This is a genomic window from Microbacterium songi, assembly GCF_042747925.1.
Lineage (GTDB): Bacteria > Actinomycetota > Actinomycetes > Actinomycetales > Microbacteriaceae > Microbacterium.
This window is the reverse complement of sequence record NZ_JBHZIE010000001.1, coordinates 580,495-605,686: the sequence shown is the minus strand read 5'-3', so window position 1 is coordinate 605,686 and position 25,192 is coordinate 580,495. Positions and strand designations below refer to the sequence as shown.

The following is a 25,192-nucleotide window of genomic DNA, read 5'->3' as shown; positions in this document are numbered from 1 at the left end:
CCTGCGTCCGCCGACACGGTCGCCCTGCCAGAGAAGGTGAGCTGATGACGACCCTGACACCCCTGCCCCGCGAACGACGTCCCTGGGCCGCACTCGCCGATCGCGACGACGTGGTTCTGGACCACGGGATGCTCCATCTGGTTCACGATGACACGACACCCCTCGAAGCTCACGACGCCGATCTGACACTGATCGCCGACCTGCTGGCAGCTGCCGACCTCGCGCCGATGCTCATCCGCCGGGAACTGCACGGCTATGCACTCGTCATGGACGTCTCCGAGCGCGACCGAGCTCTCGACGCGATCGCGGCGGTCTGCGACCGCGAGCCGCTGTACGGCAAGTTCCGCGGATCCTCCGTGCTGCCTCTTCCCGACCTCCCCGTGCCGCCCCGGGGGCCGAGCGCGCTGCGCGTCTTCCGTCCGCGCGTCACCGCGTCGGGGCTCCGCTACGGCGTCGCCACGGCAGTCCACCTGGAGTTCTGGCGGTTCGGCGAGGACATCATCGAGGCGCCCCGCGAGAACGCGCTGACGAGGCGCGTGTTCCCGGCATCGGACCTGCAGCTGGCCACCGTCGAGGCGTTCGGCCGCACGTGGTCGACGATCGACGGCATGTTCGACCCGCACCCGGGCGAGTTCACCGGCGAGATCGACATGGTCTTCTCGTGGGTCGACGGTTCGTCGAGCGACTTCCAGCGTCAGCGGGCGGCGCAGCTGGAGGAATACGTCGTCGGCGACGGCGATGACGGGCCGGCGCGCTACCGTCACGTCGACGAGCTCCGCTATGCCCTGCGCAGCGTCCACATGTACGCGCCGTGGGTGCGGCACATCTATGTCGCGACCGACTCGCCGCGTCCGGCGTGGTTGGCCGAGCATCCCAAGGTCACCGTGGTGCGCAGCGAGGAGTTCTTCGCCGACCCGTCGGTCCTCCCGACGCACAACTCGCACGCTGTCGAGTCGCAGCTGCATCGCATCGACGGCCTGTCGGAGCACTTCCTGTACTCGAACGACGACATGTTCTTCGGGCGTCCGGTCCAGCCGGAGCTCTTCTTCTCCGCGGGAGGCGTGTCGCAGTTCGTCGAGTGCGATCTGCGCATCGGCATCGGTGCGCCCGACACCGAGCGCAGCGGCCACGACAACGCGCTCCGCGTGAACCGCGCACTTCTGAAGGAGCGCTTCGGGCGCGTCATCACGCACGACCTCGAGCACTGTGCCACACCGCTCCGACGCAGCGTCGTCGCCGAGATGGAGGAGGTCTTCCCCGAGGACTTCGCGCGCACGGCGGCGTCGAGGTTCCGGTCGGCCACCGACGTGTCGATCACGAACTGCCTCTACCACTACTACGCGCAGTTCACAGGCCGCGCGGTGGCCACCACGCGGCCGCGCACGCGCTACCTGCAGACGACGATGTCCAGCGGGCTGACCCGCATGGAGCGGCTGGCCGAGCGCAGCGACATCGACATGTTCTGCCTCAACGACGGCGGATGGTCGGAAGTGCCCGAGCCGGTCCGGGTGCGCGCCGTGCAGTCGCTGCTCGGACGGCTCTATCCGATCGCCGCACCCTGGGAAGTCGTCGACGTCACGTCAGCACGGTCAGCGGCGCCGTCGGCGGAGCGTTCCGGGAGGGCACGCTGACCTGACGCGGAGCCACCCCCGCGCGGGAGAGTCGGCGCTGCGCTTCGTCGGGGTCGATGTACTCCAGCGCCGCGGGGACGTCGACCGGCACGATCGAGTGCACGACCGTCTCGTCGTAGACGTGCACCAGGTTGAACGACTGCGCACCGTCCTGTGGGCGGGTGCCGCCCACGGGGACCGTCAGATCCTGCGTGTAGCAGGTGGCGGAGGCCACCGAGACGGGGATGCCCGCGAACGTCGCGAAGGTCGAGTAGTGCAGGTGCCCGGCGATGATGGACCGGACGTCGGAACCGCGCAGCACGTCGGCGAGCCGGCGCTGGTCGTGCAGCTCGACGCTCGCCGCGAGCGCGAGCACGCTCGGGACCGGCGGATGATGCATCGCCAGGATCGTGCCGAGCGGAGCGGGCGTGGCCAGCACGTCGGCGAGCCAGCGCAGCTGCTCTTCGCGCAGCTCCCCGTGATGGGCCCCCGGAACGCTCGTGTCGAGCGTGATCAGCCGCAGTCCGTCGAGTTCGTCCACGCGGTCGATCGGCGTGATGTCGCTCGCATCGCCGTCGAGGAGGGCCTCACGGAACGCGCCGCGATCGTCGTGGTTTCCCATGACCCAGAAGAGGCGCGCGCCGAGCCGATGCGCGAACGGTTCGACGAGCTCGCGCAGCGCCGTGTAGGCGCCGAGCTCGCCGAAGTCGGTCAGGTCGCCGGTGAAGACCACGGCGTGCGGGCGGACGGCGGACGCTTCGATCGCCGCGAGCGCGCGGTCCAGGCGGTCAGTCGAGTCGATGACGTCGAAGAGCTTGGATCCGTGGTCGCGCAGGTGCGTGTCGCTGATGTGCAGCAGGACGCGATCCGGTGCGGCGTATTCTGCTGTGCGCATGACGATCGCTCTCCCTGTGCGCCACGGGTGCGGCGCTCCCCTGCCACTCTCACAGGACGGTCCCCTATGTTACAGGCGTGTTTCCGGGAACTGGGGATGAACGGTCATTGAACGTCATCGGGCGCGTCGGGGCGGGTCTCGGAGTCACCCGTGTCGCTCCCGGCAACGGGTGTCATCTCGGCGATCCGGACGAAGTCCTCCACCGAGAGCTCTTCACCCCGCGCGGTCGGCGCCACGCCGGCCGATTCGAGGATGGCGGATGCTTCGGCCGACGTTCCGCCCAGCACGGCCGACAGCGCCTGGCGCAGCATCTTGCGACGCTGCTGGAAGGCGGCGTCCACGATCCGGAACGTGCGACGTCTCAGTTGCTCGGAGCCGCGCGACACGGCGTCCCGCTCGAAAGCCACGAGAACGCTGTCGACGTTGGGGACCGGCCAGAACACGTGCCGCGACACGGTTCCGGCCAGTCGCCACGCGCCGTACCACGCGGCCTTCACGCTCGGCGCGCCGTACACCTTCGACCCGGGGGGCGCCGCCATCCGCTCGCCCACTTCGGCCTGCACCATCACGACGCCGCGCTGCAGGTTCGGGAAGGTCTCGAGAAAGTGCAGCAGTACCGGCACCGACACGTTGTAGGGAAGATTGGCCACCAGGATCGTCGGGTCGCCCGGCAGCTCGGCGATCTGCAGGGCGTCGGCATCGACGACGGTGAGTCGGTCTTCCAAGACTCCGTGCGCCTGCGCGGTCTGCGGCAGACGCCGTGCCAGGCGATGGTCGATCTCGACAGCGGTGACGGATGCCCCGGCCTCGAGGATCGCGAGCGTCAGCGACCCCAGCCCGGGCCCGACCTCGACCACGCGCTCCCCCGCCGTCACCCGGGCGACGTGCACGATCTTGCGCACCGTGTTGGCGTCGACGACGAAATTCTGCCCCAGCTTCTTCGTCGGGGTGACATCGAGTTCGGTGGCCAGCGCGCGGATCTCCGTCGCGCCGAGGAGGGTCACGGGCATGCGATCACCCTATCCGGGGCGTCTCGTACCACTCGCGAGCGCGTCCGCCACTCTCCACCGACACGCGAGTAGGGTGCTCGCATGAGCGATTCCGGTTCCATCCCCACCAACGCGTTCTCCGTCCGGAGTCCGTTCGGACGCCGAGCGATCGGCCTGTCGGTCGCCGCCGCGGTCGGCGGTTTCCTCTTCGGTTTCGATTCCTCGGTGATCAACGGCGCGGTCGACGCGGTGCAGGGCACCTTCGAGATCAACGCCGTCCTCACGGGATTCGTCGTGGCCGTCGCGCTCCTCGGCTGCGCGGTGGGCGCGATCATCGCCGGCAATCTCTCCGACCGGTGGGGACGCCTGGCGGTGATGCGCCTCGGCGCGGTGATGTTCCTCGTCAGCTCCGTCGGATCGGCGCTCACCTTCAGCGTGCCCGACCTGATCCTGTGGCGGGTGATCGGCGGCATCGGCATCGGCATCGCCTCGGTGGTCGCTCCGGCCTACATCGCCGAGATCGCGCCTCGGCAGATCCGCGGCGGGCTCGCATCCCTGCAGCAGCTCGCGATCACCCTCGGCATCTTCGCCGCCCTGCTGAGCGACGCGGTGTTCGCGTGGGGCGCCGGTGGGGCTGCCGAACCGTTCTGGTGGGGTCTGGCCGCGTGGCGCTGGATGTTCCTCATCGGCGTGGTGCCGGCCGCCGTGTACGGCATCCTGTCGTTCACGATGCCGGAGTCGCCGCGCTACCTGATCGCCAAGGGCCGCAGCGCCGAGGCGAAGGAGATCTTCGCACGGCTCGTTCCCGCCGCCGACCTCGACCAGACCGTGCGCGAGCTCGAGAAGGGCATCGAGGACGACCGGAAGAACAAGGGGGTCTCCTTGCGCGGCCCCGTCCTCGGTATGCAGGGAATCGTCTGGACCGGCATCATCCTGTCGGTCTTCCAGCAGTTCGTCGGCATCAACGTGATCTTCTACTACTCGACCTCCCTCTGGAAGTCGGTCGGGTTCTCGGAAGACTCATCCCTCGCGATCAGCGTCGTGACCTCGATCACGAACGTGCTGGTGACTCTGATCGCGATCTTCCTGGTCGACCGGGTCGGTCGTAAGCCCATCCTGCTGACGGGTTCGGTCATGATGGCGGTCTCGCTCGCGACCATGGCCGTCTGCTTCCTGTTCTCGACCGGCAGCGGCGACGACGTCTCACTGCCCGCTCCGTGGGGACCCATCGCCCTCGTCGCGGCCAACGTGTTCGTGATCGGGTTCGGAGCCTCGTGGGGACCGCTGGTCTGGGTGCTTCTCGGTGAGATCTTCCCCAGCCGCATCCGCGGCAAGGCACTGGGGGTGGCTGCAGCGGCGCAGTGGATCGCCAACTTCCTCATCACGGTGAGCTTCCCCGCGATGTCGGCGCTGTCGCTGCCGTTGACCTACGGGATGTACGCCGCCTTCGCGGCGCTGTCGTTCTTCTACGTCTGGCTCCGCATCCCCGAGACGAAGGGCATGGAGCTCGAGAAGACCGAGACGCTGTTCATCCGGCCGCCGAAGAAGACCGCAGCGAAGTAGGCAGTGGGGGTTTATCGTCGAGTCATGACGAACAACTCCAAGGCTCACGAGAAGATCCGCGAAGAGCGCGAGAACGCCGAGAAGGACAAGGAGCGGCTGGAGGCTGCCGAGGAGAAGCGCCTCGACGACCAGGACAGCCCCGAGTAGCGCCTCCGGAGTCCCCCCGGGGGCACCGTCTGCTCGCGAGGACTCCTAGGATGGCGGGATGCCGTCGCTCGGGGATCTGATCGCTCCGCGGCGCCTGGGCGAATCGTTCCGCTGGCTCCTCGCCTCGTCGTGGACGAGCAATATCGGCGACGGCATCGCGCTCTCGGCGGCTCCGCTGCTGATCGCGTCGCTGACATCGTCGCCCCTCCTCGTCGCCGCAGGGGCGATGATGCAGTTCCTTCCGTGGCTGCTGTTCGGCCTCTTCGCGGGATCCGTCGCCGACCACCGCGATCGACGACGCCTCGTGATGATCGCCAACGGGTCGCGCGCGGTGGTCGTACTCGCTCTGGTCCTCTTCCTGGCCACGGGGCACGTCACCGTGGGGGTCGTCCTCGTCACGGCGTTCCTGTACGGCACCGCGGAGGTCTTCGCCGACACCGCGGGCAGCACGCTGCTGCCGATGCTCGTGCGACCAGGCGACCTCGGCATCGGCAACGCGCGTCTGCAGGCCGGTTACCTGGTAGGAAACCAGCTCGCCGGACCGCCGCTCGGAGCCTTCCTCTTCGCGATCGGGTCCTTCTGGCCGTTCCTCGTGCAGATCCTCTGCGTGAGCCTCGCGGTCGTCCTGATCTCGCGAATCGCGTCTACCGCTGTTCCCCCGAAACTAGCGGCAGCCGAGGGCACCGACGGCGCGACGCCCGCTCGTGACGGCGGCACACCGCACCCGATCCGCGAGGGACTCCAGTGGCTGCGCGGCAACGCGCCGGTGCGCACGCTCGTGCTGATCATCCTCGTCTTCAACGTGACGTGGGCGGCGCCCTGGAGCATCCTCGTGCTCTACGCGACCGAGCACCTGCAGATGGGCGCCGTCGGGTTCGGAATCCTCACGACGGCGTCAGCTCTCGGCGGCCTGGCGGGAACCGCGTCGTTCGGCTGGCTGGAGCGCCACGTCTCGTTCGCCACCCTGATGCGGGTGTGCCTGTCGCTCGAGGTGCTGATGCATCTCGCGTTCGCTCTCACCACGATGCCGGCGGTCGCCTTCGCGATCATGTTCGGGTTCGGCGCGTACGCGTTCGTCTGGGGCACGATCTCCACGACCGTTCGACAGCAGCTCGTGCCGATGCAGCTGCAGGGCCGCATCGCCTCCGTGAACATGGTCGGCATCTTCGCGGGGCTCGTGATCGGTCAGCTGCTGGGCGGGCTGATCGCGCAGGCCTGGGGTCTCACCGCACCGTGGTGGTTCGCGTTCGGCGGGTCTGCTCTCACCCTCGCCGTCTTCTGGCGGTGGATCTCTCTGATCACCGCCGCCACCCCGTCGTCGTCGTCCGACGTGGACGGATCCGAGGATCAGTCCACGAACGAGCCGTAGACGGCCAGGGTGTTCGCGGCGAGCTGCGCGCACAGCTCGTCGAGGTCGAGCGCGAGCTCGGCGGCCATGAAGCGCACGGTGACCGGGATCAGGTACGGCGCATTCGGTCGACCGCGATGCGGCGAGGGTGTGAGGAATGGGGCATCCGTTTCGACCAGGATGCGGTCGAGTGGCGTCACGGCCAGCGCATCGCGCAGGTTCTGCGCGTTCTTGAAGGTCACATTGCCGGCGAAGCTGAGGTGGTATCCGCGATCGGCGGCGATGCGGGCCATGGCGGCGTCGCCCGAGAAGCAGTGGAACACCGTGCGCTCGGGCGCCCCCACGCGTGCGAGCGTCTCGAGCACGGCGTCGTGCGCGTCCCGGTCGTGGATCTGCATGGCGATTCCGTGCTTCTTCGCCAGCGCGATGTGCGCCTCGAAGCTCGTGAACTGGGCGGGGAGGCCCGCTTCGTCGGTGCGGAAGAAGTCCAGGCCCGTCTCGCCGATCGCGCGTACCCGCGGCTGCACGGCGAGCTCGTCGATGACGGCGATCGCCTCGTCGAGCCTGCCCGCCTCCGCATAGGCGGGAGCTTCGTTCGGGTGGATCGCGACGGCGGCCAGAACACGAGGATCGGATGCCGCGGCATCCGCCGACCATCGGCTCGACTCGATGTCGCCCCCCGCCTGCACGACACCGACCACCCCGACCTCGGCGGCGAGATCGAGCTGCTCGACCAGGGAGCGCGACTGCTCGCCGTCAGCGATCTCGAGATGGCAGTGGTTGTCGTACACGGCGACGGCGAGGGGTTCGGGAGCCACGGGCCACCGCACGTCACGGCCTTCCTTGTGACGCTCCCGCACATACGCACTCGGGTCGGTCACGCGTGCTCCTCGCTGCCGTTCCCTGCGGCCGAGACCACGCCGCGGCCCTCACGATCGGCCTCGACACGCCGTGATCGCCACGCAGCCCACGGCGCGTCGTGACCGTTCGCGATGGGGAGGGCACTCACGGCGACTGCTCGACGCGGGGGAACAGCGGCGCGAGGCCGTTCACGCTCGACCCCGGCTTCAGCACGCCCCAGCCACCCGCCTCGCGGATGGGCTGATCGTGCAGGCGCCCGACGGTCTCGGCCGCGCCCAGGGCGATCCAGAGCTTCTCGGTCGCGACGGGCATCACGGGCGACAGCAGCACCGCGAGAGCGCGGAGCCCTTCGGCCGCGGTGTACAGGACGGTTCCGAGACGTTCGCGCTGGGCCTCGTCCTTCGACAGCGCCCACGGCTCGTTCTCGGTGATGTACAGGTTCAGCGCGTCGACGATGGTCCAGGTGGCGGCGATCGCTTCATCGATGCGGAAGCGTTCGATCGCGGCATCCGCGGTCGTCACCGCATCAGCCACCACGCGCTGGATGTACATGTCGCCCTCGGCATATTCTCCGGGCGGAGGCACGGTCCCCTCGTAGTAGCGCTCGATCATCGCGATCGTGCGCGAAGCCAGGTTGCCGAAGCCGTTGGCGAGTTCCGCTTGGTAGCGCGCCGACAGGTCTTCCCACGAGAACGAACCGTCCTGACCGAAGGCGATCGCCGAGAGGAAGTAGAAGCGGTACGCGTCGGAGCCGAACACGTCGGTGATCTCCGTCGGTGCGATACCCGTCAACTTCGACTTCGACATCTTCTCACCGCCCACCAGGAGCCACCCGTGCGCGAAGACCCCCCGCGGCACCTCCAGGCCAGCGGCCATCAGCATCGCCGGCCAGATGACCGCATGGAACCGGAGGATGTCCTTGCCGACGACGTGGTAGGCCGGCCACCGGCGGGCGAACTCCTCGGGGTCTGCGCTGTAGCCGACCGCGGTGGCGTAGTTCAGCAGAGCGTCGACCCACACGTAGATGACGTGGGATTCGTCCCAGGGAACCTGGATGCCCCAGTCGAACGTCGACCGCGAGATCGACAGGTCCTTCAGACCGTTGCGGACGAAGGACACCACCTCGTTGCGGGCCGACTCCGGCCGGACGAAGTCGCCCTTGTAGAGCTCGAGCAGCTTGTCCTGGAACTCGCTGAGCTTGAAGAAGTAGTTCTTCTCCTGCAGCAGCTCCAGGGGCTTCGAGTGGATCGCGCACACCTTCAGACCCTCGAACGGGCCCGTGCCGTCGACGATCTCGGAGTCGGTCTTGAACTCCTCGCAGCCCACGCAGTACAGCGCCTCGAACTCGCCGGCGTAGATGTAGCCGCGATCGTAGATCGCCTGCACGAACTTCTTCACACGCTCCTCGTGACGAGGCTGAGTCGTGCGGATGAAGTCGTCGTTCGCGACATCCAGCGTCTCCAGAAGCGGATACCAGGCCTCCGACACGAGACGGTCGACCCACTGCTGCGGGGTCGCGCCGTTCGCGGCGGCCGCGCGCAGCATCTTCTGCCCGTGCTCGTCGGTGCCGGTCAGCATCCAGGTGTCATCCCCCGCCTGACGATGCCAGCGCGCGAGCGCGTCCACGGCCACGGTCGTGTAGCCGTGTCCGATGTGGGGCACGTCGCTCGGGTAATAGATCGGCGTCGTGATGTAGAACGAGGAAGAACTGCCGGTGCTCACGCCACGATTCTAGTTTGGCCGGATGCCGCGGCCCGCCGTGTGACGTCGGCTCCCGGCATCCGTGGCTCCGCTCAGGCGCTGTCGCGGACGACGAGCGTCGTCGGGAGCACGACGGACTCGCGCACCCTGCCGTTGATGATGTCCAGCAGCATCTCGACCATCGACGCGCTGATCTCCGCCCACGGCTGCCGCATCGTGGTCAGCGGCGGCTCGTGCGTGGCCGCGAGCCCCGAGTCGTCGAAGCCGGCCACCGCGACGTCCTCGGGGACGCGCCGGCCCGATGCGCGGATGGCGGCGGCGGCCCCGACGGCCAGGACGTCGGATGCCGCGAACACGGCGTCGATCTCGGGGGCGCGGTCGAGCAGCCGGGTCATGGCGTCGTAGCCCGTCGCCCGCTCGTAGCTCCCCTGCTCCACGAGCTCGGGATCGAAGTCCTCGCCCATCTCCTCGCGGAATCCGACGAGACGGAAGCGTCCGCCCGGGGTGTCGTTGGGGCCGGTGATGACGGCGATGCGCCGGTGGCCGCGGTCGCGCAGGTATCGGGTCATGACGCGTGCCGATCCCTCCTCATCGACCGAGACGGTGGGGACGTCGGCCCGATGGCCCAGCGGCTTGCCCGTGCAGACGGTCGGGATGTGCGCGTCGATGAGCGAGTCCAGCAGGGGGTTGGACTCGTGCGACGAGATCAGGAGGACCCCGTCGACGTGGCCGGCGCGCACGTAGTGCTCGATGTTCGCCCGCTCGGCCGCGGTGTCGGCCACCAGGAGCACGAGCGTCATCGAGCGCTGCGCCAGGGCCTCGCTCGCTCCGCGCAGGAGGAGGGCGAAGGTGGGGTCGTTGAAGAGCAGGTGCTGCGGCTCGGTGAGGAGGAACGCAAGAGATCCGGCGCGACCCGTGGCGAGGCTCCGGGCGTGATGGTTTGCGGTGTATCCCGTGCGATGGATGGCCTCCTCGACCGCCACGCGCGCATCGGGTGAGACCCAGTGGCCCCCGTTGATGACGCGCGACACGGTGCCGCGCGACACCCCCGCCTCGGCGGCGACATCGCGGATCGTCGGGCGACGACGCGCCGAACTGGACTCTTCCACGGAGAGTGACTCTACCTGCCCGACCGACACGCGAACGCTCGGTCGGACAGGCCGGTGTGACCGGTCACGGTTCGATAACGGATGCCGCGGGCTGCGTGCGCCGACCCGCCCGTGCGGGTCATACTGTGACCGGTCCCAGTGCCGTCGACGTCGACCTCGACCTCGATCTCGGCGCGACACTGCACCGCCGCAGCACAGATCGATGAGACCCGACGGAGCGTCATGAATCAGAGCACCCCTTGGCCCGCACTCAGCGGACTCGCCTACGGCGGTGACTACACGCCGGAGCAGTGGCCGCGTGAGGTCTGGGACGAGGACGTCGTGCTGATGCGGGAGGCGGGTGTCAACCTCGTCAGCGTCGGCATCTTCTCGTGGGCGCTCCTGGAGACCAGCGAGGGCGTCTTCGACTTCGGCTGGCTCGACGAGCTCCTCGACCTCCTGCACGCGAACGGCATCAGCGTCGACCTGGGCACCCCCACGGCGGCTCCGCCGGCGTGGTTCTTCGCCGATCACCCCGACGCGCGTCCGGTGTCGCGCGACGGCGTCGTCATGGGCGGCGGCTCCCGCGGCAGCGGATCCCCGTCCTCACCCGCCTATCGCGATGCGATCGTGCGCATCTCCTCCGCCCTCGCCGAACGCTACGCCCAGCATCCGGCCATCGTCCTCTGGCACGTCCACAACGAGTACGGCGTGCCCGTCGGCGAGGACTACTCCCCGGCATCCGTCCTCGCGTTCCGCGACTGGCTGATCGAGAAGTACGAGACGCTCGATGCACTCAATGCCGCCTGGGGCAGCGCGTTCTGGGGCCAGAGCTACACCGCATGGGAGCACGTCGACGCCCCGCGCACCGCGCCGTCGGTCGTCAACCCCGCGCAGCGCCTCGACTTCGCCCGCTTCACCGATCACCAGCTGCGCGCGTGCTTCATCGCCGAGCGCGATGCGATCCGCGCCCGTGCGACGCAGCCGATCACCACGAACTTCATGGCGAACCAGAGCTGGACGACCGACCTCTGGGCCTGGGGCCGCGAGGTCGACGTGGTCTCGGACGACCACTACCTCTGGGCCGCCGACGAAGAGGGCGAGATCGGACTGGCCATCGCCGCCGATCTGTCGCGCTCCGTAGGGGGCGGCAGGCCGTGGATGCTGATGGAGCACTCGACCTCCGCAGTGAACTGGCAGCCCCGCAATATCGCCAAGCGTCCCGGCGAGATGTCGCGCAACTCCCTCAGCCACGTCGCCCGCGGCGCAGACGCGGTGCTGTTCTTCCAGTGGCGCGCCTCCCGCTCGGGCGCCGAGAAGTTCCACTCCGCGATGATCCCGCACGCGGGGACGGACTCCCGCGTGTGGCGCGAGGTCGTGGAGCTCGGATCGCACCTGCGACGACTGGGCGAAGTGCGGGGTTCGCGCGTCGTGGCGGATGTCGCGATCCTGTGGGACTTCGAGTCGTTCTGGGCGCAGGACCTCGAGTGGCGTCCGTCCATCGATCTGACGCACCAGGAGCGCGTCCGCGCGTTCTACGAGCAGCTGTGGCGCGACAACATCACCGTCGACTTCGCCCTGCCGGGTCAGGATCTCTCCGCCTACCGCCTGGTGATCGCCCCCGCCCAATACCTCCTCCGCGTCGAGGACGCCGAGAACCTGAACCGTTATGTCGAGCGGGGCGGCACACTGCTGGTGTCGTTCTTCTCGGCCGTGGTCGACGAGAACGACGCCGTGCATGCCGGCGGGTTCGGCGCGCCGCTCCGGCCTGCGCTCGGTGTGGTCGCGGAGGAGTTCCTCCCCCTCCGCGAGAGCGCAACCGCGTCGGTGGCCTGGCACGGAGACCGCGGTGACGGCTCGGGTACGCTCACCGCCGACACGTGGCAGGAAGACCTCAGGGTCCACGAGGCTGCCGTACTCGCGACGTATGTCGACGGGCCTGCGGCCGGTCGACCGGCCATCACCCGCAACGAGAGCGGCGAGGGCATCGGCTGGTACATCAGCACCCGTCTGGATGCTGCGAGCCTGCGCACCGTGATGCGCGCCGTCTACCTCGATGCCGGTGTGGAGCCGTTCGCTGCTCCGGCGGGCCTCGAGATCGTGACGCGCCATGGCGAGGAATCCGACTACATCGTGGCGATCAACCACGGCGAGCGGGAGCAGCGCCTGCACGCGTCGGGAACCGAGCTCCTCACCGACACCGAGGTCGACGGCGAGATCACGGTGCCGGCCGGCGATGTCGTGATCATCCGCACCGCTCGCGCGCGGAAGGAGGCGGCCACCCATCCACTCGTCCGCGTGTGAGGCCCGCACCGGCATCGCACACCCCGCACCATCACGTGCTCTGCACCATCCCTGAACGGGCCTGACGGCCCACACACCAAACCGGTCGTAACGGCGCGACTCTCCTGAGTCCGCGGTGCGGCCACACCCTGGAAGGAACACTCATGCGCAAGCATCTGGCCATCGGCGCGATCACGATCGCGTCTGCCATTCTCCTGGCGGGCTGCAGCGGAAGCTCGGCCCCCGACAGCTCGGGCGGCGGTGGCGGGGACGCCAGCGGCACCGAACTGACCATCTGGGCCGATGAGAACCGCAAGCCCGCGATCGAGGCCGCGGCGAAGTCCTTCGAGGAGGAGACCGGCGCGACCGTCACCATCGTCCAGAAGAACTTCGACGACATCCGCACCGACTTCATCAACCAGGTTCCGACCGGCGAAGGCCCCGACCTGACGATCGGCGCCCACGACTGGCTCGGGGCCCTGGTGGCCGCCGGTGTCGTCTCGACGATCGACCTCGGCGACAAGGCCGACTCGATCGAGCCCGTCGCGCTTCAGGCGATGACCTACGACGGCCAGCTCTATGCGCTGCCGTACTCGCTCGAGACCGTCGCCCTGGTGCAGAACACCGACCTCGTCGGCGAGGATGCGCCCACCAGCTGGGACGACATGATCGCGAAGGGCACCGCCTCGGGCGCCGAGCGCCCGTTCGTCATCAACACGGCCGGCCAGACCGGCGACGCCTACACGATGTACGGCCTGCAGACGTCGTTCGGCGCTCCCGTCTTCGTCCAGGACGACACCGGCTCGTACACCACCGACGTCGGCATGGGCGGTGCGCCCGGAGACGGCTTCGCGGCGTGGCTCGGCTCGCAGGGTGCAGCCGGGACCGGGATCATCTCCACGACCGTGGACTACGACACCAACAACGAGCTGTTCAACACCGGCAAGGCGGCGTACACGATCCAGGGACCGTGGGCGATCGCCTCGTTCGCCGACGTCAATGTCAAGGTCAACCCGATCCCGTCCGCGGGCGGCCAGACCGCCGCGCCGTTCGTCGGCGTGCAGGGCTTCTACCTCAGCTCGGAGAGCAAGAACGCCCTTCTCGCGCAGGAGTTCCTCGTGAACTACATGGCGACGGAAGACGCCCAGCGCGCCCTGTACGACGCCGACCCCCGCATCCCGGCGTGGACCGACCTGGCCACCGAGGTCTCCTCCGACCCGATCATCGGCGGATTCGTCGCATCGTCCAAGAACGGCGTGCCCATGCCGAGCATCCCCGAGATGGGCTCGGTCTGGGACCTCTGGAACGCCGCGCAGGTGCAGATCATCGGCGGCGCCGACCCGGTCAGCACCTGGAACACGATGGTCCAGCAGGTCACGGACGCGACCTCCTAGCAGCATCCCCGTCCCGGGGGCGGGCCCGCCGCCCGCCCCCGGACACCACCGCCCCGACGCCCGCGGCACGAGGAGAACAGAATGTCGGCACCACAGATCGCGACCGGTCAGCCGGTCCCCCCGTCCGCGGACGACCCACCGCTCGCGCCCCGGAGCGAGTCGCACGCGCGCCGCTGGCACGGCCTGGGGTGGGGGTTCCTCGTCAAACTCGTGCTGATGGCCGGCATCAACGCCCTCGGCGTCATGACGATCCTCGCCGCGTGGAACGAGCAGGCGTGGCTCATCGTCGGCGCTTCCGTCGTGCTCGTCGTCATCGCCGACGTCGTGTACTTCAGCAAACGGGCCATCGCTCTGAAGTACCTGTATCCGGGACTCGTCTTCCTGTTCGTGTTCCAGATCTTCATCTTCGGCTACACCGCCTACATCGCCTTCACCAACTACGGCACGGGGCACGTCGGCACCCAGGAGCAGGCCGTGAACGCCGCGCTCAGCCAGGGCGAGCGCCGGATCGAAGGATCCGACAGCTATCCGCTGACCGTGGTGCAGCGCGGCGGCGCGCTCGGATTCGCCATCGTCGACGGCGACGACGTGCGGGCGGGCTCGGAAGACGAGCCGCTGAGCGACATCAGCGGCGCCGACATCGGCTCGACCGGCGCCCCCTCGGCGGTTCCCGGCTGGGATGTCGTGCCGCGCGCCCAGCTTCTGAGCGATCCCGAACTCCAGCAGCAGATCACGGAACTGCGCGTACCCGTCTCGGACGACCCCAACGACGGCTCCATCCGGACGCGCGACGGCAGCACCGGGTCGGTGTATCTGTCGACGCTGACGTGGGATGCCGCGGCGCAGACCATCACCGATACGAGCACCGGCACCGTCTACACCGCCACCGCAGGCGGCAACTTCGTCGCGGAGGACGGCACGAGGCTGCCCACCGGCTGGGTCGTGAACGTCGGTTTCGACAACTTCATCAAGCTCTTCACCGATCCTTCACTCGGACAGCCGCTGTTCCTCGTGACGGCCTGGACGTTCGCGTTCGCGATCCTCTCGGTGGTCCTCCCCTTCGCGCTGGGCCTGCTGTTCGCCCTGATCTTCAACGACCCTCGTCTGCGCGGGCGCAAGATCATCCGGACGCTGTTCATCCTCCCCTATGCCTTCCCGGCCTTCATGTCGGCTCTGCTGTTCCGCGGCATGTTCAACTCCGAGTTCGGCGTGATCAACGACCTGTTCTTCTTCGGGGCGCAGATCGACTGGCTCGGTGACCCGTGGCTGGCCAGGATGGCGGTGCTCTGGGTCAACGTCTGGCTCTCCTACCCGTACTACTTCCTCGTGTGCACCGGCGCCATCCAGGCACTCCCCGCCGATGCGCTGGAAGCAGCATCCATCGATGGTGCCGGCGCCTGGCGCAAGCTCCGCTCGATCATCCTGCCGCTCGTGCTGGTCTCCACGGCCCCGCTGCTGATCTCCTCCTTCGCGTTCAGCTTCAACAACTTCACGATCATCTACATGTTCAACAACGGCGGCCCCGCGATACCCGGTGCACCGTTCGCCCTCGGTGCCACCGACATCCTGATCTCGGCGATCTACGACATCTCCGGCGTCTCCGGGGGCGCCGCGGACTACGGGCTGGCGAGCGCCCTCTCGATTCTCGTGTTCGTCGTCATCGGCGTCATCGCCGCGCTGGCGTTCCGACAGACCCGCAAGCTCGAGGAGTACCAGTGATGTCCACGACCCCCGCCACCCGCACCCGCCGCCCGGACACCGACACGGCGGCACCCGACCGCACCCGCGCTCGCCGCAGCCGCTGGCTGCGGGACGTGGGCTGGAAGTACGTCCTCGCGCTCATCATCATCTTCTACGCCGTGTTCCCGCTCGTGTACGTCGTGTCCGCGGCCCTCAATCCCCGCGGCACCCTCGCGGCCAGCAACGCCCTGTTCTCGTCGATCGACTTCTCGAACTTCGCCGCGCTCAGCGGCACGAGCTTCTGGACCTGGGCGGGCAACACGCTGATCGTCGGCGCGGCCTCGTCGATCGGCGCCGTCCTGATGGGCGCGTGCGCGGCCTACGCGTTCTCACGTTTCCGCTTCTCGGGCCGCCGAGCCAGCCTCACGGGCCTGCTCATCATCCAGATGTTCCCGCAGGCGCTCGCCTTCGTCGCGATCTTCCTCATGCTGCTGAGCCTCGGCGAAGTGGTGCCGGCTCTCGGCCTCAATTCGAAGATCGCCCTGATCTGCGTCTATCTCGGTGGCGCGCTGGGCGTGAACACGTTCCTCATGTACGGGTTCTTCAACACGATCCCGATCGAGATCGACGAGTCGGCAAAGATCGACGGTGCCACCCACGCGCAGATCTTCTGGCGGCTCATCATGCCGCTGGTGACGCCGATCCTCGCGGTCGTCGCGCTCCTGGCCTTCATCGCGGCGTTCGGCGACTACATCATCGCGAAGATCGTCCTGGTCAGCGAAGACAACTGGACGCTTGCGGTGGGCATGTTCCAGTGGGTGTCGAACCAGCTCTCCTCGAACTGGGGGCTGTTCGCCGCCGGTGCCGTGATCGCGTCGATTCCCGTGCTGGTGCTGTTCTTCGCGCTGCAGCGCTACATCGTGGGCGGACTGACCGCCGGTTCGGTCAAGGGCTGAGGCCGGTCGGGCCGCCCCGTCAGTTCCGGACGGCGAGGGCGGCCTGATACAGCTCTCGGGACGAGTGCCCGGTCTGCGCCGACACCTCGGACGAGGCATCCTTCAATCGGATGCCCGACCGCACGAGCTCGAGTACCTGGGTGACCGCGTCGGGGAATTCGACGCTGCGGGCCGCGGCCCCCTCGACGACGATGACGAGTTCGCCGCGCACCCCCGCTGCCGCCCACTCCGCGAGCTCGGTGACGGTGCCCCGAGCCACTTCCTCGTACATCTTCGTGAGCTCGCGGCACACGGCCGCGCGGCGATCCGCCCCGAAGGCCGTCGCCATGGCCGTCAGGGTCGCGGCGACGCGGGCCGGTGAGTCGAAGAACACCATCGTGCGCTGCTCGGCGGCGAGCGCCCGCAGCGTGGATGCCCGCTCCCCCGCCTTCCGCGGCAGGAACCCCTCGAAGGTGAAGCGGTCGGTCGGCAGGCCCGAGACCGCCAGCGCGGTCACGACGGCGCTGGGACCGGGGATCGCCGTGACGGTCACCCCCGCTGCCGCGGCTGCAGCCACGAGTCCGTAACCGGGATCGCTCACCGTGGGCATGCCGGCGTCGCTCACCACCAGCAGATCCTGTGCGGCGGCGAGCGCGGCGAGTTCGCCCGCTTTCTCCTTCTCGTTGTGATCGTGCAGCGCGATCAACCGGGGCCGGTTGGCGATTCCCAGGGCGAGCAGCAGACGGTGCGTCGTGCGGGTGTCTTCGGATGCCACGACCTGAACGGTCTCGAGGGCCTCGACCAGCCGCGGCGACGCGTCCTTGAGGTTGCCGATCGGGGTGGCGGCGAGGATCAGCATGCGCCCAGTCTGACAGTCCGTACCGCCCTGCCGCCGTAGGCTGTTCGCTGTGACGACGACCGACGAGCCTCTGCTGCCGTCCGCGCCGTCGGAGCAGGTGCGCGCGTCCTTCTACGACCGCTGGTCGACACGACTCGCCGCGGATCCGCAGCGGCAGCGGCGGATCGCCTGGCTGGCGCCCCTCGTGATCACCCTGGTCGCCGGCATCCTGCGCTTCTGGAACCTCGGGCACCCCGACGCACTGGTCTTCGACGAGACCTACTACGTCAAGGACGCCTGGAGCCAATGGGTCCTCGGGTATCCGGCGACATGGCCGACCGAGGGCGCCAACGAACGGTTCGTGGCCGGCGAGACCGGCATCTTCACCGACGAGGGCAGCTTCGTGGTGCATCCGCCACTGGGCAAGCTCCTGATCGGGGCGGGCATGGCGCTGTTCGGCGCCGAGTCCTCCTTCGGCTGGCGCTTCGCGACCGCCGTCTTCGGCACGGCACTGGTGCTGCTCGTCTACCTGGTCGCGCGATCGCTGACGCGGTCGGTCGTCTTCGCGTCGGTCGCGGGCGTGCTGATGGCCGTCGACGGCCTGGCCATCGTCATGAGTCGGGTCGCCCTGCTGGATGTCTTCCTCGCCTTCTTCACCCTGCTCACCTTCTGGTTCGTGATCCTCGATCATCGACGGCACCGACGACGCCTGGAAGCGGCCGTCGCGTCACGCACGGTCGAGGGCGAACCGCCGGCGTGGGGTCCGGTCCTCTGGAACCGGCCGTGGCTGATCGCAGCGGGGCTGGCCGTGGGCGCCGCGACCGCGGTGAAGTGGTCGGGGCTGTACGTCATGGCCGCCGTCGGCATCTACGTGGTCGTCAGCGACGCGCTCGCCCGGCGGACGGCCGGGGTCGGGTATTGGCCGACCGATGCCGCGTTCCGGCAGGGTCCCGTCTCGTTCCTGCTCTTCGTCCCGGTCGCGTGCGTCGTCTACCTCTCGTCTTGGACCGGCTGGCTCGTCACTTCAGGGGGGTGGGATCGCCACGCCATCGACGCGACCCCCGCCACCGGGTTCTGGTCGTGGGTGCCGCTTGCCCTTCAGAATCTGTGGGTTTATCACCGAGACATGTACGCCTTCCACGTCGGGTTGACCTCGCCGCACAGCTATGCCAGTCCGGCCTGGCAGTGGCTGCTGCTGGTGCGCCCCACCTCGATGTACTACCACCAGGACGCGAACGGCGAGGCGGGCTGCGGAGTGGTGAACGGCTGCGTGCAGAACGTGTACAGCATGCCCAACCCGCTCATCTGGTGGGCGGCGTCGGCCGCGATCGTCTACCTTCTCTACCGCTTCGTGAGGACGAGGGACTGGCGCTACGCGCTGGTGCTGACCGGCTTCGCGGCGACCTACGTTCCGTGGCTGCTCTACCCCGAGCGCACGATCTTCCAGTTCTACACGATCGCCATGCTGCCCTTCATGGTGATCGCACTCACGTTCGCGCTACGCGACATCGCCAGCCCCCGACGGCGGAGGGAGAGCCGCGAAGAGGACGCGCACCGGCGCCGGTCCGGTCAGCGGGTGGTCGTGGTGTTCCTGGGCTTCGTCCTGCTGATCTCGGCGTTCTGGTATCCGATCCTCACGGCGTCGCCGGTGCCGTACGACTTCTGGCGTCTGCATAACTGGATGCAGACGTGGGTGTAGCGACGGGCTCATCGTCGCCCTCACCGTCCGCGTTCTGATCCGATGCGACGAGGTCGACGGCCTCGCGCAGACGCGTGAGCGTCTGGATCACGGTGTCGGCCTCCTGCGGGCTGAGGTCGAGGACGGCCGCCATCATCCGCTCATGCATGGCGCCCAGGGTCTGACGGACCGCGGAATCGGCGTTCACGGTCGGCTCGACGTAGATGCTGCGTCGGTCGGTCTCGTGCTGCACCCGCTGGACATGACCGAGCTTCTCCAGCCGGTCGACGATCGCGGTCGTCGACGCGGTCGACACCCGGAGGTACTTTGACAGTTCGCTCGGCCGCACTTGACGGCCCTCACGCTGCGACCTCATCAGGTAGCGCACGACGAGAAGATCGTTCTCACCCATCGACATCTCTTCGCGGGTACGTCGGCGCATCTCCGTGTCGGCCGACCGATACCGGCGGAACGCCTCCAGGACGTCGACCGCCCGTCGGTGCTGAGCGTCCTCGGTGTCGTCGAACCAGTACCCGCCGTGGAAATCCGGGTCGTACGGCATCAGCCGCTTTCCTTCGGGGCGGTCACGTTCAGCTCGCGGCGCGGACCTCTTCGCGCGGCATCTCCGACCCCGCGAGCTGGTTCATCACCCGCATGTGCTTGCGCTCGAGGTAGGCGGCGGCGTCGTTCTCGGGCATGACGGTCAGCGTCCCCGTCGAGTCCTCGCTCTCACCCATGGCCTGCACCCAGAGCCTGTTCATCGCCGGGACGCGGCTGCCGACCGAGATGAACTGCAGCGGGACCGCGGGAGAGATCCAGAGGTTCCTCCGCGATCCGATGCCGATGTCGTCGATCGGCAAGCTCACCATGAACGACTCCCCGCGGCGCAGACGCACGGCCATCGCCAGGCGGAGGTGTTCCAGCGTGCGGTCATCCACGGGGATCGCAGAACCGTTCCCATACAGCAGTGTGCCCATCGTGAGTGCCTTTCGATTTGGCTAGTTCGATAAGTATCTAATCAAACTAGCTAAATAGCAAAGCGAGATCCGCGATCCGCACTCCTGCCGGTTCTCCACCGATCACGACGTCGGCGTCACGTGTTCGGGCGCGCCGGCGACGTAAGATGGAAGGCTATGTCTGCGCTGGAACCTGTGATCTCGTACCCGCCGGAGCTGCCCGTCAGCGCGGCCCGCGAGGAGATCGCGCGCGCCATCCGCGACAACCAGGTCGTGATCGTGGCCGGCGCGACCGGTTCGGGCAAGACGACGCAGCTGCCGAAGATCTGCCTCGAGCTCGGACGCACCCGCATCGCGCACACTCAGCCGCGGCGGATCGCCGCGCGCACGATCGCCGAGCGCATCGCCGAGGAGCTGGAGGTGCCTCTCGGGACGACCGTCGGCTACAAGGTGCGGTTCACCGACAAGGTCTCGGAAAACACCCGGATCGCCCTGCTCACCGACGGCATCCTCCTCAACGAGATCCACCGCGACCGGCTGCTCCGGCGCTACGACACGATCATCGTGGACGAGGCTCACGAGCGGTCGCTCAACGTCGACTTCCTGATCGGCTACCTGCGCCGCATCCTCCCCCGCCGCCCCGACCTGCGGGTCATCATCACCTCCGCCACGATCGACCCGGAGAGCTTCGCCGCCCACTTCGCAGACAGGGCCGGTGTTCCGGCGCCGATCATCGAGGTGTCGGGCCGGACCTATCCGGTCGAGGTCCGCTACCGCGGTACCGACGGCGGTGACGACGACTCGGACGACGACGACTCGGATGACGCGCCCGCTCCCGCGCGGGCTCCCCGCACCGATCGTCCGGTGGCGAAGGCCACGAGGCGGCCGCTGCGCGAGGATCCCCCCGATGACGTCGACGCGATCGTCGAGGCGCTGCGCGAGCTCGACCGCGAGGCCGCGGGCGACGTGCTGGTCTTCCTCCCCGGCGAGGCGGAGATCCGCGACGCCGCCGAGGCGGTGCGGGGCGCGTACGCGAAGGATGCCGCGCCCACCGAGGTGCTGCCGCTGTACGGGCGCCTGAGCGCGGCGGAGCAGCACCGCGTCTTCGAGCGTTCCACCCTCCCCGGCGTGCGGCGCCGCGTGATCCTCGCCACCAACGTGGCCGAAACGAGCCTCACGGTGCCGGGCATCCGCTACGTGATCGACACCGGCACGGCGCGCATCTCGCGGTACAGCAACCGCACGAAGATCCAGCAGCTGCCCATCGAGGCGATCTCGCAGGCCTCGGCGCAGCAGCGTGCGGGCCGCGCAGGTCGAACCGCACCGGGCATCGCGATCCGGCTGTACGGGGAGGACGACTTCGACAAGCGCCCCGAGTTCACCGAGCCCGAGATCCTGCGCACCAGCCTGGCGTCGGTCATTCTGCAGATGCTGTCGCTCGGCTTCGGTGACATCGCCGCGTTCCCGTTCCTCACTCCGCCCGACTCCCGAGGGGTGAAGGCGGCGTTCGACCTGCTCGTCGAGCTGGGTGCGGTCTCGCTGCCGGCGGGTCGCGCCGACGGGCGCACGCCCACGCTCACGGCCCTCGGCCGGGAGATCGCCCGACTGCCCATCGACCCCCGGTTCGCCCGCATGCTGCTGGAGGCCCGGCGCACCGGCGTCCTGTCGGACGTGATGGCGATCGTTGCGGGCATGTCGATCCAGGACGTCCGTGAGCGTCCGGAGGATCGGCGGGAGGAGGCCGACCGGCTGCACGCGCGGTTCACCGACCCGACGAGCGACTTCCTCAGCCTCCTCAATCTCTGGAACCACCTCCAGGAGCAGCAGTCGAGTCTCGGCTCCAGCGCTTTCCGACGTCTGTGCCGCGCGGAGCACCTCAATTACGTGCGCGTCCGGGAATGGGTCGACGTGCACAGGCAGCTGCGCTCGCTCGTCCACGGCGGAGGGGAGCGCGCGTCGATCGGCGCGGCCGACGGCGGCGCGGATGCCGACGCGATCCACAAGGCGATACTCTCCGGCCTGCTGTCGCACATCGGAATCCTCGACGAGCGCTCGGCGCCTGCGGCGCGCACGACGACCGCACGCGGGGAGAACCGCGGACGGACGGCACCCGGCGAATACCTGGGGGCCCGTGGCGCACGCTTCGCGATCTTCCCCGGCTCGGGGCTCAAGAAGAAGCGCCCCGCCGCCGTGATGGCGGCGGAGCTCGTCGAGACGTCTCGGCTCTTCGGACGCTCGGTCGCCGCCATCGACCCCGAGTGGGCCGAGCCCCTCGCGGGCGACCTCGTCAAGCGGCAGCTCGGCGATCCGCACTGGTCGAAAGATGCCGGGGCTGCGGTCGCCGCCGAGAAGGTCACGCTGTTCGGAGTCGAGATCATTCCGCGCCGCCGCGTCCAGTTGGCGCGCTTCGATCAGCCCCTCGCGCGCGAACTGTTCATCCGCAACGCCCTCGTCGAAGAGGACTGGGACCCGTCGCACCTCGATAAGCGCCTGACCGCCTTCCTGCGCCGCAACCTGGAGCAGCGCCGGCGTCTGGAGAAGATCGAGGAGCGCGAGCGCCGTCGCGACATCCTCGTCGGCGACGAAGCCGTCTTCGCGTTCTACGACGCCCGCCTCCCGCGCGACATCTTCGACGCGCGGTCGTTCGAGGCCTGGTGGACCGACGCGTCGTCGCGGACACCGCGTCTCCTCGACCTCACCGAGGCCGATCTGCGCGACGAAGCGGCCCGCACCGACGAACGGGATTTCCCCGCACGCTGGCGTCAGGGCGACCAGGTGCTCACCCTGAGCTACCGCTTCGAACCCGGCGCTCCCGACGACGGCGTCACCGTCATCGTGCCGCTGGCCCTTCTCGCTCAGCTGCGTCCCGACGGCTTCGACTGGCAGGTGCCGGGCATGCGCGACGAGCTGGTGACAGCGCTGCTGCGCGCGCTGCCGAAGGCGATCCGGAGGCACGTCGTACCGGCGGCGGACTGGGCGACGCGGTTCTCGGAGGAGCTCGCGGGACTCGGGCCCGAGGCGCACGACGGCATACCCGAAACGGCGCTGCGCGACGCCCTGGCCCTTCTTGTCCGGCGAGCCGCCGGCCAGCCGGTGACCGCCGCCGATTTCGACGGCGAACGCGTCCCCGGCCACCTGCAGGTCTCGTTCCGCGCGGTCGACGATCGTGGGCGCCCCGTCGGCTCCGATCGCGACCTGCGGGCACTCCAGGAGCAGCTCGCGGGCAGGGCCCGCACCACGGTGGCGCGCTCGCTGCAGCGCGCCGACTCTGGTCGCCCCGCTCCCGGTTCGTCGCCCGCGGCCGCAGCATCCGTCCCGTCCACTTCGCTGCGCGAGCGCTCCGGACTGGTGCAATGGTCGTTCGACGACCTCCCGGAGGTCGTCGACACGCGTGTGGCGGGAGGCATCGTCCGCGGCTACCCCGCGCTCGCCGACGAGGGTCAGAGCGTCGCCATCCGCATCGAGACGACGGCGCAGGATGCCGCGCGGCAGACACGTGCGGGGGTTCGCCGTCTCCTCCTCCTGGCCGTACCCTCCCCCACCTCCTACGTGCAGGAGCACTTGACCTCGAGCGAGAAGCTCGCTCTGGCGACCTCCCCGTATGCGTCGGCGAAGGCGCTCATCGAAGATGCCCGCACGGCGGTCGCCGACGCCGTCCTGTCGCGCCACGGCGACGGAGTGCTGCGGACGAAGGCGGAGTTCGAGGACGTGCGCGCCGAGCTGTCCGCGGCGATGGTCGACGATCTGTTCGGCGCGGTGTCGCTGAGCGCCCGCATCCTCACACTCGCGCGCGACGCCGATCGCGCCGTCCGTGCGCAGAACTCGCTCATCCTCCTGGGCGCGCTGGGCGACATCCGCGCGCAGCTCGGCGGGTTGATCTTCCCGGGTTTCGTGGCGCGCACCGGGCTGGAGCGCCTGGGCCACCTGCCGCGCTATCTGCAGGGTGTGCTGGATCGCGTCGCATCGCTGTCCGACAACGCCGGGCGCGACCGCCAGCGGATGACCGAGTTCGAACGCGCGGGCGCGCTGTACGCCGAGGCCGGCGGCACGATCCCCCTCCCCTCGGATGCGCCCGCGTCGCTCGCGCACGCCCGGTGGCTGCTCGAGGAGTACCGCGTCAGCCTCTTCGCCCAGCGTCTGGGAACGGCCGAGCCGGTGTCGCTGCAGCGCATATCCAAGGCCCTGGCCGATCGCTGACCCGACCCGGGCGCGGGAATACCGCCCGACGGGACGCGGTTTCGAACGGCATGGCACACGCGATCGTCCACACCGAGTTCGGCGGACCCGAGGTCCTCACGCTGCAGGAGGTCGCCGACCCCCGGCCCGGCGACGGTGAGATCGCCGTCCGCGTCGAGGCGGCCGGCGCCAACCCGATAGACGCGAAGCTGCGCAGTGGCCTGCGGGCCTCCGACCCGATCACGACGCCGCGGCGCGTCGGCAGCGACGGCTCGGGCGTCGTCACGGCCGTCGGCTCGGGCGTCGACGGGTTCCGTGTCGGTGATGCGGTCGTGTTCACGGGCGTCCAGGGCACCTACGCGACGGACATCGCGCTTTCCGCCTCCCGGGCATGGCCCCGCCCGCCGCAGGTGTCGGCAGCGGAGGGTGCCGCGATCGGCATCCCGGTCGGCACCGCCTACCAGGCCGCCCGATCCCTCGATGTGCGCGCGGGAGACACCCTCCTCGTGCACGGCGGCTCGGGCGCCGTCGGCCAGGCGCTCATCCAGTACGCCGTCCTCTGGGGAGCGACGGTCCTCGCGACGTCGTCCGAGCGCCGCTTCGACCGTATCCGTGCGCTCGGCGCCGTTCCCGTCGCCTACGGCGAAGGTCTCGCCGACCGCGTACGGTCGGCGGCACCGCAGGGGGTGACCGTCGTGATCGACGCCGCCGGCACCGACGAGGCCTTGCAATCGTCCGTCGATCTCCTCGCCGACAAGACGCGCATCGCCACGATCGTGCGGGGGGCGGATGCCGCATCCTTCGGCATCCGCGCGTTCGCCGGTGGGGCGCCCACGCCGCTGACCCCGCAGCAGGCCGTCTGGCGCGCCGAGGCGATCCCCGCGACACTCGCACTCATGGCCGCCGATGCGTTCTCGGTCGAGGTCGGACCGTCGTTCCCTCTGGCCGAGGCATCCGCCGCCCACACGGCGCTGCATGACGGCGTGGACGGCAAGATCACCCTCGTTCCGTAGCGTCCGCAGCTCCCATCGCGGGACGCCTCGGCGCGGG

The 25,192-nt window shown here is 69.1% G+C and carries 20 protein-coding genes; 11 read left to right on the top strand and 9 right to left on the bottom strand.

Annotation, left to right across the window (positions count from 1 at the left end):
* The first annotated feature begins 44 nt into the window (after positions 1 to 44).
* Entirely contained in the window at positions 45 to 1,631 is a 1,587-nt protein-coding gene (locus tag ACFM35_RS03120) for a stealth conserved region 3 domain-containing protein (RefSeq protein ID WP_378838203.1), read from the top strand.
* Here the strand turns inward: ACFM35_RS03120 and ACFM35_RS03115 are convergent.
* On the bottom strand, positions 1,576 to 2,505 hold the full coding sequence (locus tag ACFM35_RS03115) for a phosphodiesterase (RefSeq protein ID WP_378838201.1): 930 nt from the start codon (positions 2,503 to 2,505) through the stop codon (positions 1,576 to 1,578). The genes ACFM35_RS03120 and ACFM35_RS03115 overlap by 56 nt on opposite strands.
* A gap of 104 nt (positions 2,506 to 2,609) precedes the next feature.
* Positions 2,610 to 3,515: a 16S rRNA (adenine(1518)-N(6)/adenine(1519)-N(6))-dimethyltransferase RsmA gene (gene rsmA, locus ACFM35_RS03110; RefSeq protein ID WP_378838198.1), complete on the bottom strand. Its 906-nt coding sequence runs from the start codon at positions 3,513 to 3,515 to the stop codon at positions 2,610 to 2,612.
* A gap of 81 nt (positions 3,516 to 3,596) precedes the next feature.
* Here rsmA and ACFM35_RS03105 point away from each other — a divergent pair, with 81 nt between their 5' ends.
* From ACFM35_RS03105 to ACFM35_RS03095, 3 genes are read left to right on the top strand one after another with little or no spacing between them, the layout of a single operon-like run.
* Positions 3,597 to 5,057, top strand: coding sequence for a sugar porter family MFS transporter (locus ACFM35_RS03105; protein ID WP_378838195.1), 1,461 nt, complete (start codon positions 3,597 to 3,599; stop codon positions 5,055 to 5,057).
* A 24-nt stretch (positions 5,058 to 5,081) separates the two neighbouring features.
* Positions 5,082 to 5,204 (top strand): hypothetical protein, encoded by a 123-nt coding sequence (locus ACFM35_RS03100; RefSeq protein ID WP_378838193.1) that lies wholly within the window; start codon positions 5,082 to 5,084, stop codon positions 5,202 to 5,204.
* A 58-nt stretch (positions 5,205 to 5,262) separates the two neighbouring features.
* On the top strand, positions 5,263 to 6,573 hold the full coding sequence (locus tag ACFM35_RS03095; protein WP_378838190.1) for an MFS transporter: 1,311 nt from the start codon (positions 5,263 to 5,265) through the stop codon (positions 6,571 to 6,573).
* Here the strand turns inward: ACFM35_RS03095 and ACFM35_RS03090 are convergent.
* From ACFM35_RS03090 to ACFM35_RS03075, 4 genes are all read right to left on the bottom strand, one after another.
* Entirely contained in the window at positions 6,552 to 7,433 is an 882-nt protein-coding gene (locus tag ACFM35_RS03090) for a TatD family hydrolase (protein ID WP_378838187.1), read from the bottom strand. The genes ACFM35_RS03095 and ACFM35_RS03090 overlap by 22 nt on opposite strands.
* Positions 7,430 to 7,561: a hypothetical protein gene (locus tag ACFM35_RS03085; protein ID WP_378838185.1), complete on the bottom strand. Its 132-nt coding sequence runs from the start codon at positions 7,559 to 7,561 to the stop codon at positions 7,430 to 7,432. Before ACFM35_RS03085 ends, ACFM35_RS03090 begins: the two co-directional genes overlap by 4 nt.
* Positions 7,558 to 9,135 carry a methionine--tRNA ligase gene (gene metG / locus ACFM35_RS03080; RefSeq protein WP_378838183.1) on the bottom strand — a complete coding sequence of 526 codons (1,578 nt, stop codon included), beginning with the start codon at positions 9,133 to 9,135 and terminating at the stop codon, positions 7,558 to 7,560. Before metG ends, ACFM35_RS03085 begins: the two co-directional genes overlap by 4 nt.
* Before the next feature lie 71 nt (positions 9,136 to 9,206).
* Positions 9,207 to 10,223, bottom strand: coding sequence for a LacI family DNA-binding transcriptional regulator (locus ACFM35_RS03075; protein ID WP_378838181.1), 1,017 nt, complete (start codon positions 10,221 to 10,223; stop codon positions 9,207 to 9,209).
* Positions 10,224 to 10,445: 222 nt separating this feature from the next.
* On the opposite strand from ACFM35_RS03075, the gene ACFM35_RS03070 reads away from it, so the two are divergent.
* The 4 genes from ACFM35_RS03070 (at position 10,446) to ACFM35_RS03055 (ending at position 16,515) form a co-directional block, all read left to right on the top strand.
* Positions 10,446 to 12,506 (top strand): beta-galactosidase, encoded by a 2,061-nt coding sequence (locus ACFM35_RS03070; RefSeq protein WP_378838178.1) that lies wholly within the window; start codon positions 10,446 to 10,448, stop codon positions 12,504 to 12,506.
* A 143-nt stretch (positions 12,507 to 12,649) separates the two neighbouring features.
* Complete coding sequence (locus ACFM35_RS03065; protein ID WP_378838176.1) at positions 12,650 to 13,879, top strand: sugar ABC transporter substrate-binding protein; 1,230 nt, start codon at positions 12,650 to 12,652, stop codon at positions 13,877 to 13,879.
* A gap of 81 nt (positions 13,880 to 13,960) precedes the next feature.
* Positions 13,961 to 15,598, top strand: a complete 1,638-nt coding sequence (locus tag ACFM35_RS03060; protein ID WP_378838174.1) for an ABC transporter permease subunit — start codon at positions 13,961 to 13,963, stop codon at positions 15,596 to 15,598.
* Positions 15,598 to 16,515: a sugar ABC transporter permease gene (locus tag ACFM35_RS03055; protein ID WP_378838172.1), complete on the top strand. Its 918-nt coding sequence runs from the start codon at positions 15,598 to 15,600 to the stop codon at positions 16,513 to 16,515. The genes ACFM35_RS03060 and ACFM35_RS03055 overlap by 1 nt, the downstream gene beginning before the upstream one ends.
* A 19-nt stretch (positions 16,516 to 16,534) precedes the next feature.
* Here ACFM35_RS03055 and rsmI read toward each other — a convergent pair whose 3' ends face one another.
* Entirely contained in the window at positions 16,535 to 17,353 is an 819-nt protein-coding gene (gene rsmI / locus ACFM35_RS03050) for a 16S rRNA (cytidine(1402)-2'-O)-methyltransferase (RefSeq protein WP_378838169.1), read from the bottom strand.
* 49 nt (positions 17,354 to 17,402) lie between these two features.
* On the opposite strand from rsmI, the gene ACFM35_RS03045 reads away from it, so the two are divergent.
* The gene (locus tag ACFM35_RS03045) at positions 17,403 to 19,031 is read left to right on the top strand and encodes a dolichyl-phosphate-mannose--protein mannosyltransferase (protein ID WP_378838167.1); all 1,629 of its coding nucleotides are present in this window, start codon (positions 17,403 to 17,405) and stop codon (positions 19,029 to 19,031) included.
* On the opposite strand, the gene ACFM35_RS03040 is transcribed toward ACFM35_RS03045, so the two are convergent.
* The gene (locus ACFM35_RS03040; RefSeq protein WP_378838165.1) at positions 18,967 to 19,572 is read right to left on the bottom strand and encodes a MarR family winged helix-turn-helix transcriptional regulator; all 606 of its coding nucleotides are present in this window, start codon (positions 19,570 to 19,572) and stop codon (positions 18,967 to 18,969) included. The genes ACFM35_RS03045 and ACFM35_RS03040 overlap by 65 nt on opposite strands.
* A 28-nt stretch (positions 19,573 to 19,600) precedes the next feature.
* Positions 19,601 to 19,987, bottom strand: a complete 387-nt coding sequence (locus ACFM35_RS03035) for a DUF7882 family protein (protein WP_378838162.1) — start codon at positions 19,985 to 19,987, stop codon at positions 19,601 to 19,603.
* A gap of 156 nt (positions 19,988 to 20,143) precedes the next feature.
* Here ACFM35_RS03035 and hrpA point away from each other — a divergent pair, with 156 nt between their 5' ends.
* On the top strand, positions 20,144 to 24,163 hold the full coding sequence (gene hrpA / locus ACFM35_RS03030; RefSeq protein WP_378838159.1) for an ATP-dependent RNA helicase HrpA: 4,020 nt from the start codon (positions 20,144 to 20,146) through the stop codon (positions 24,161 to 24,163).
* 50 nt (positions 24,164 to 24,213) lie between these two features.
* Positions 24,214 to 25,155, top strand: coding sequence for a quinone oxidoreductase family protein (locus ACFM35_RS03025; protein WP_378838157.1), 942 nt, complete (start codon positions 24,214 to 24,216; stop codon positions 25,153 to 25,155).
* Positions 25,156 to 25,192: the final 37 nt, after the last annotated feature.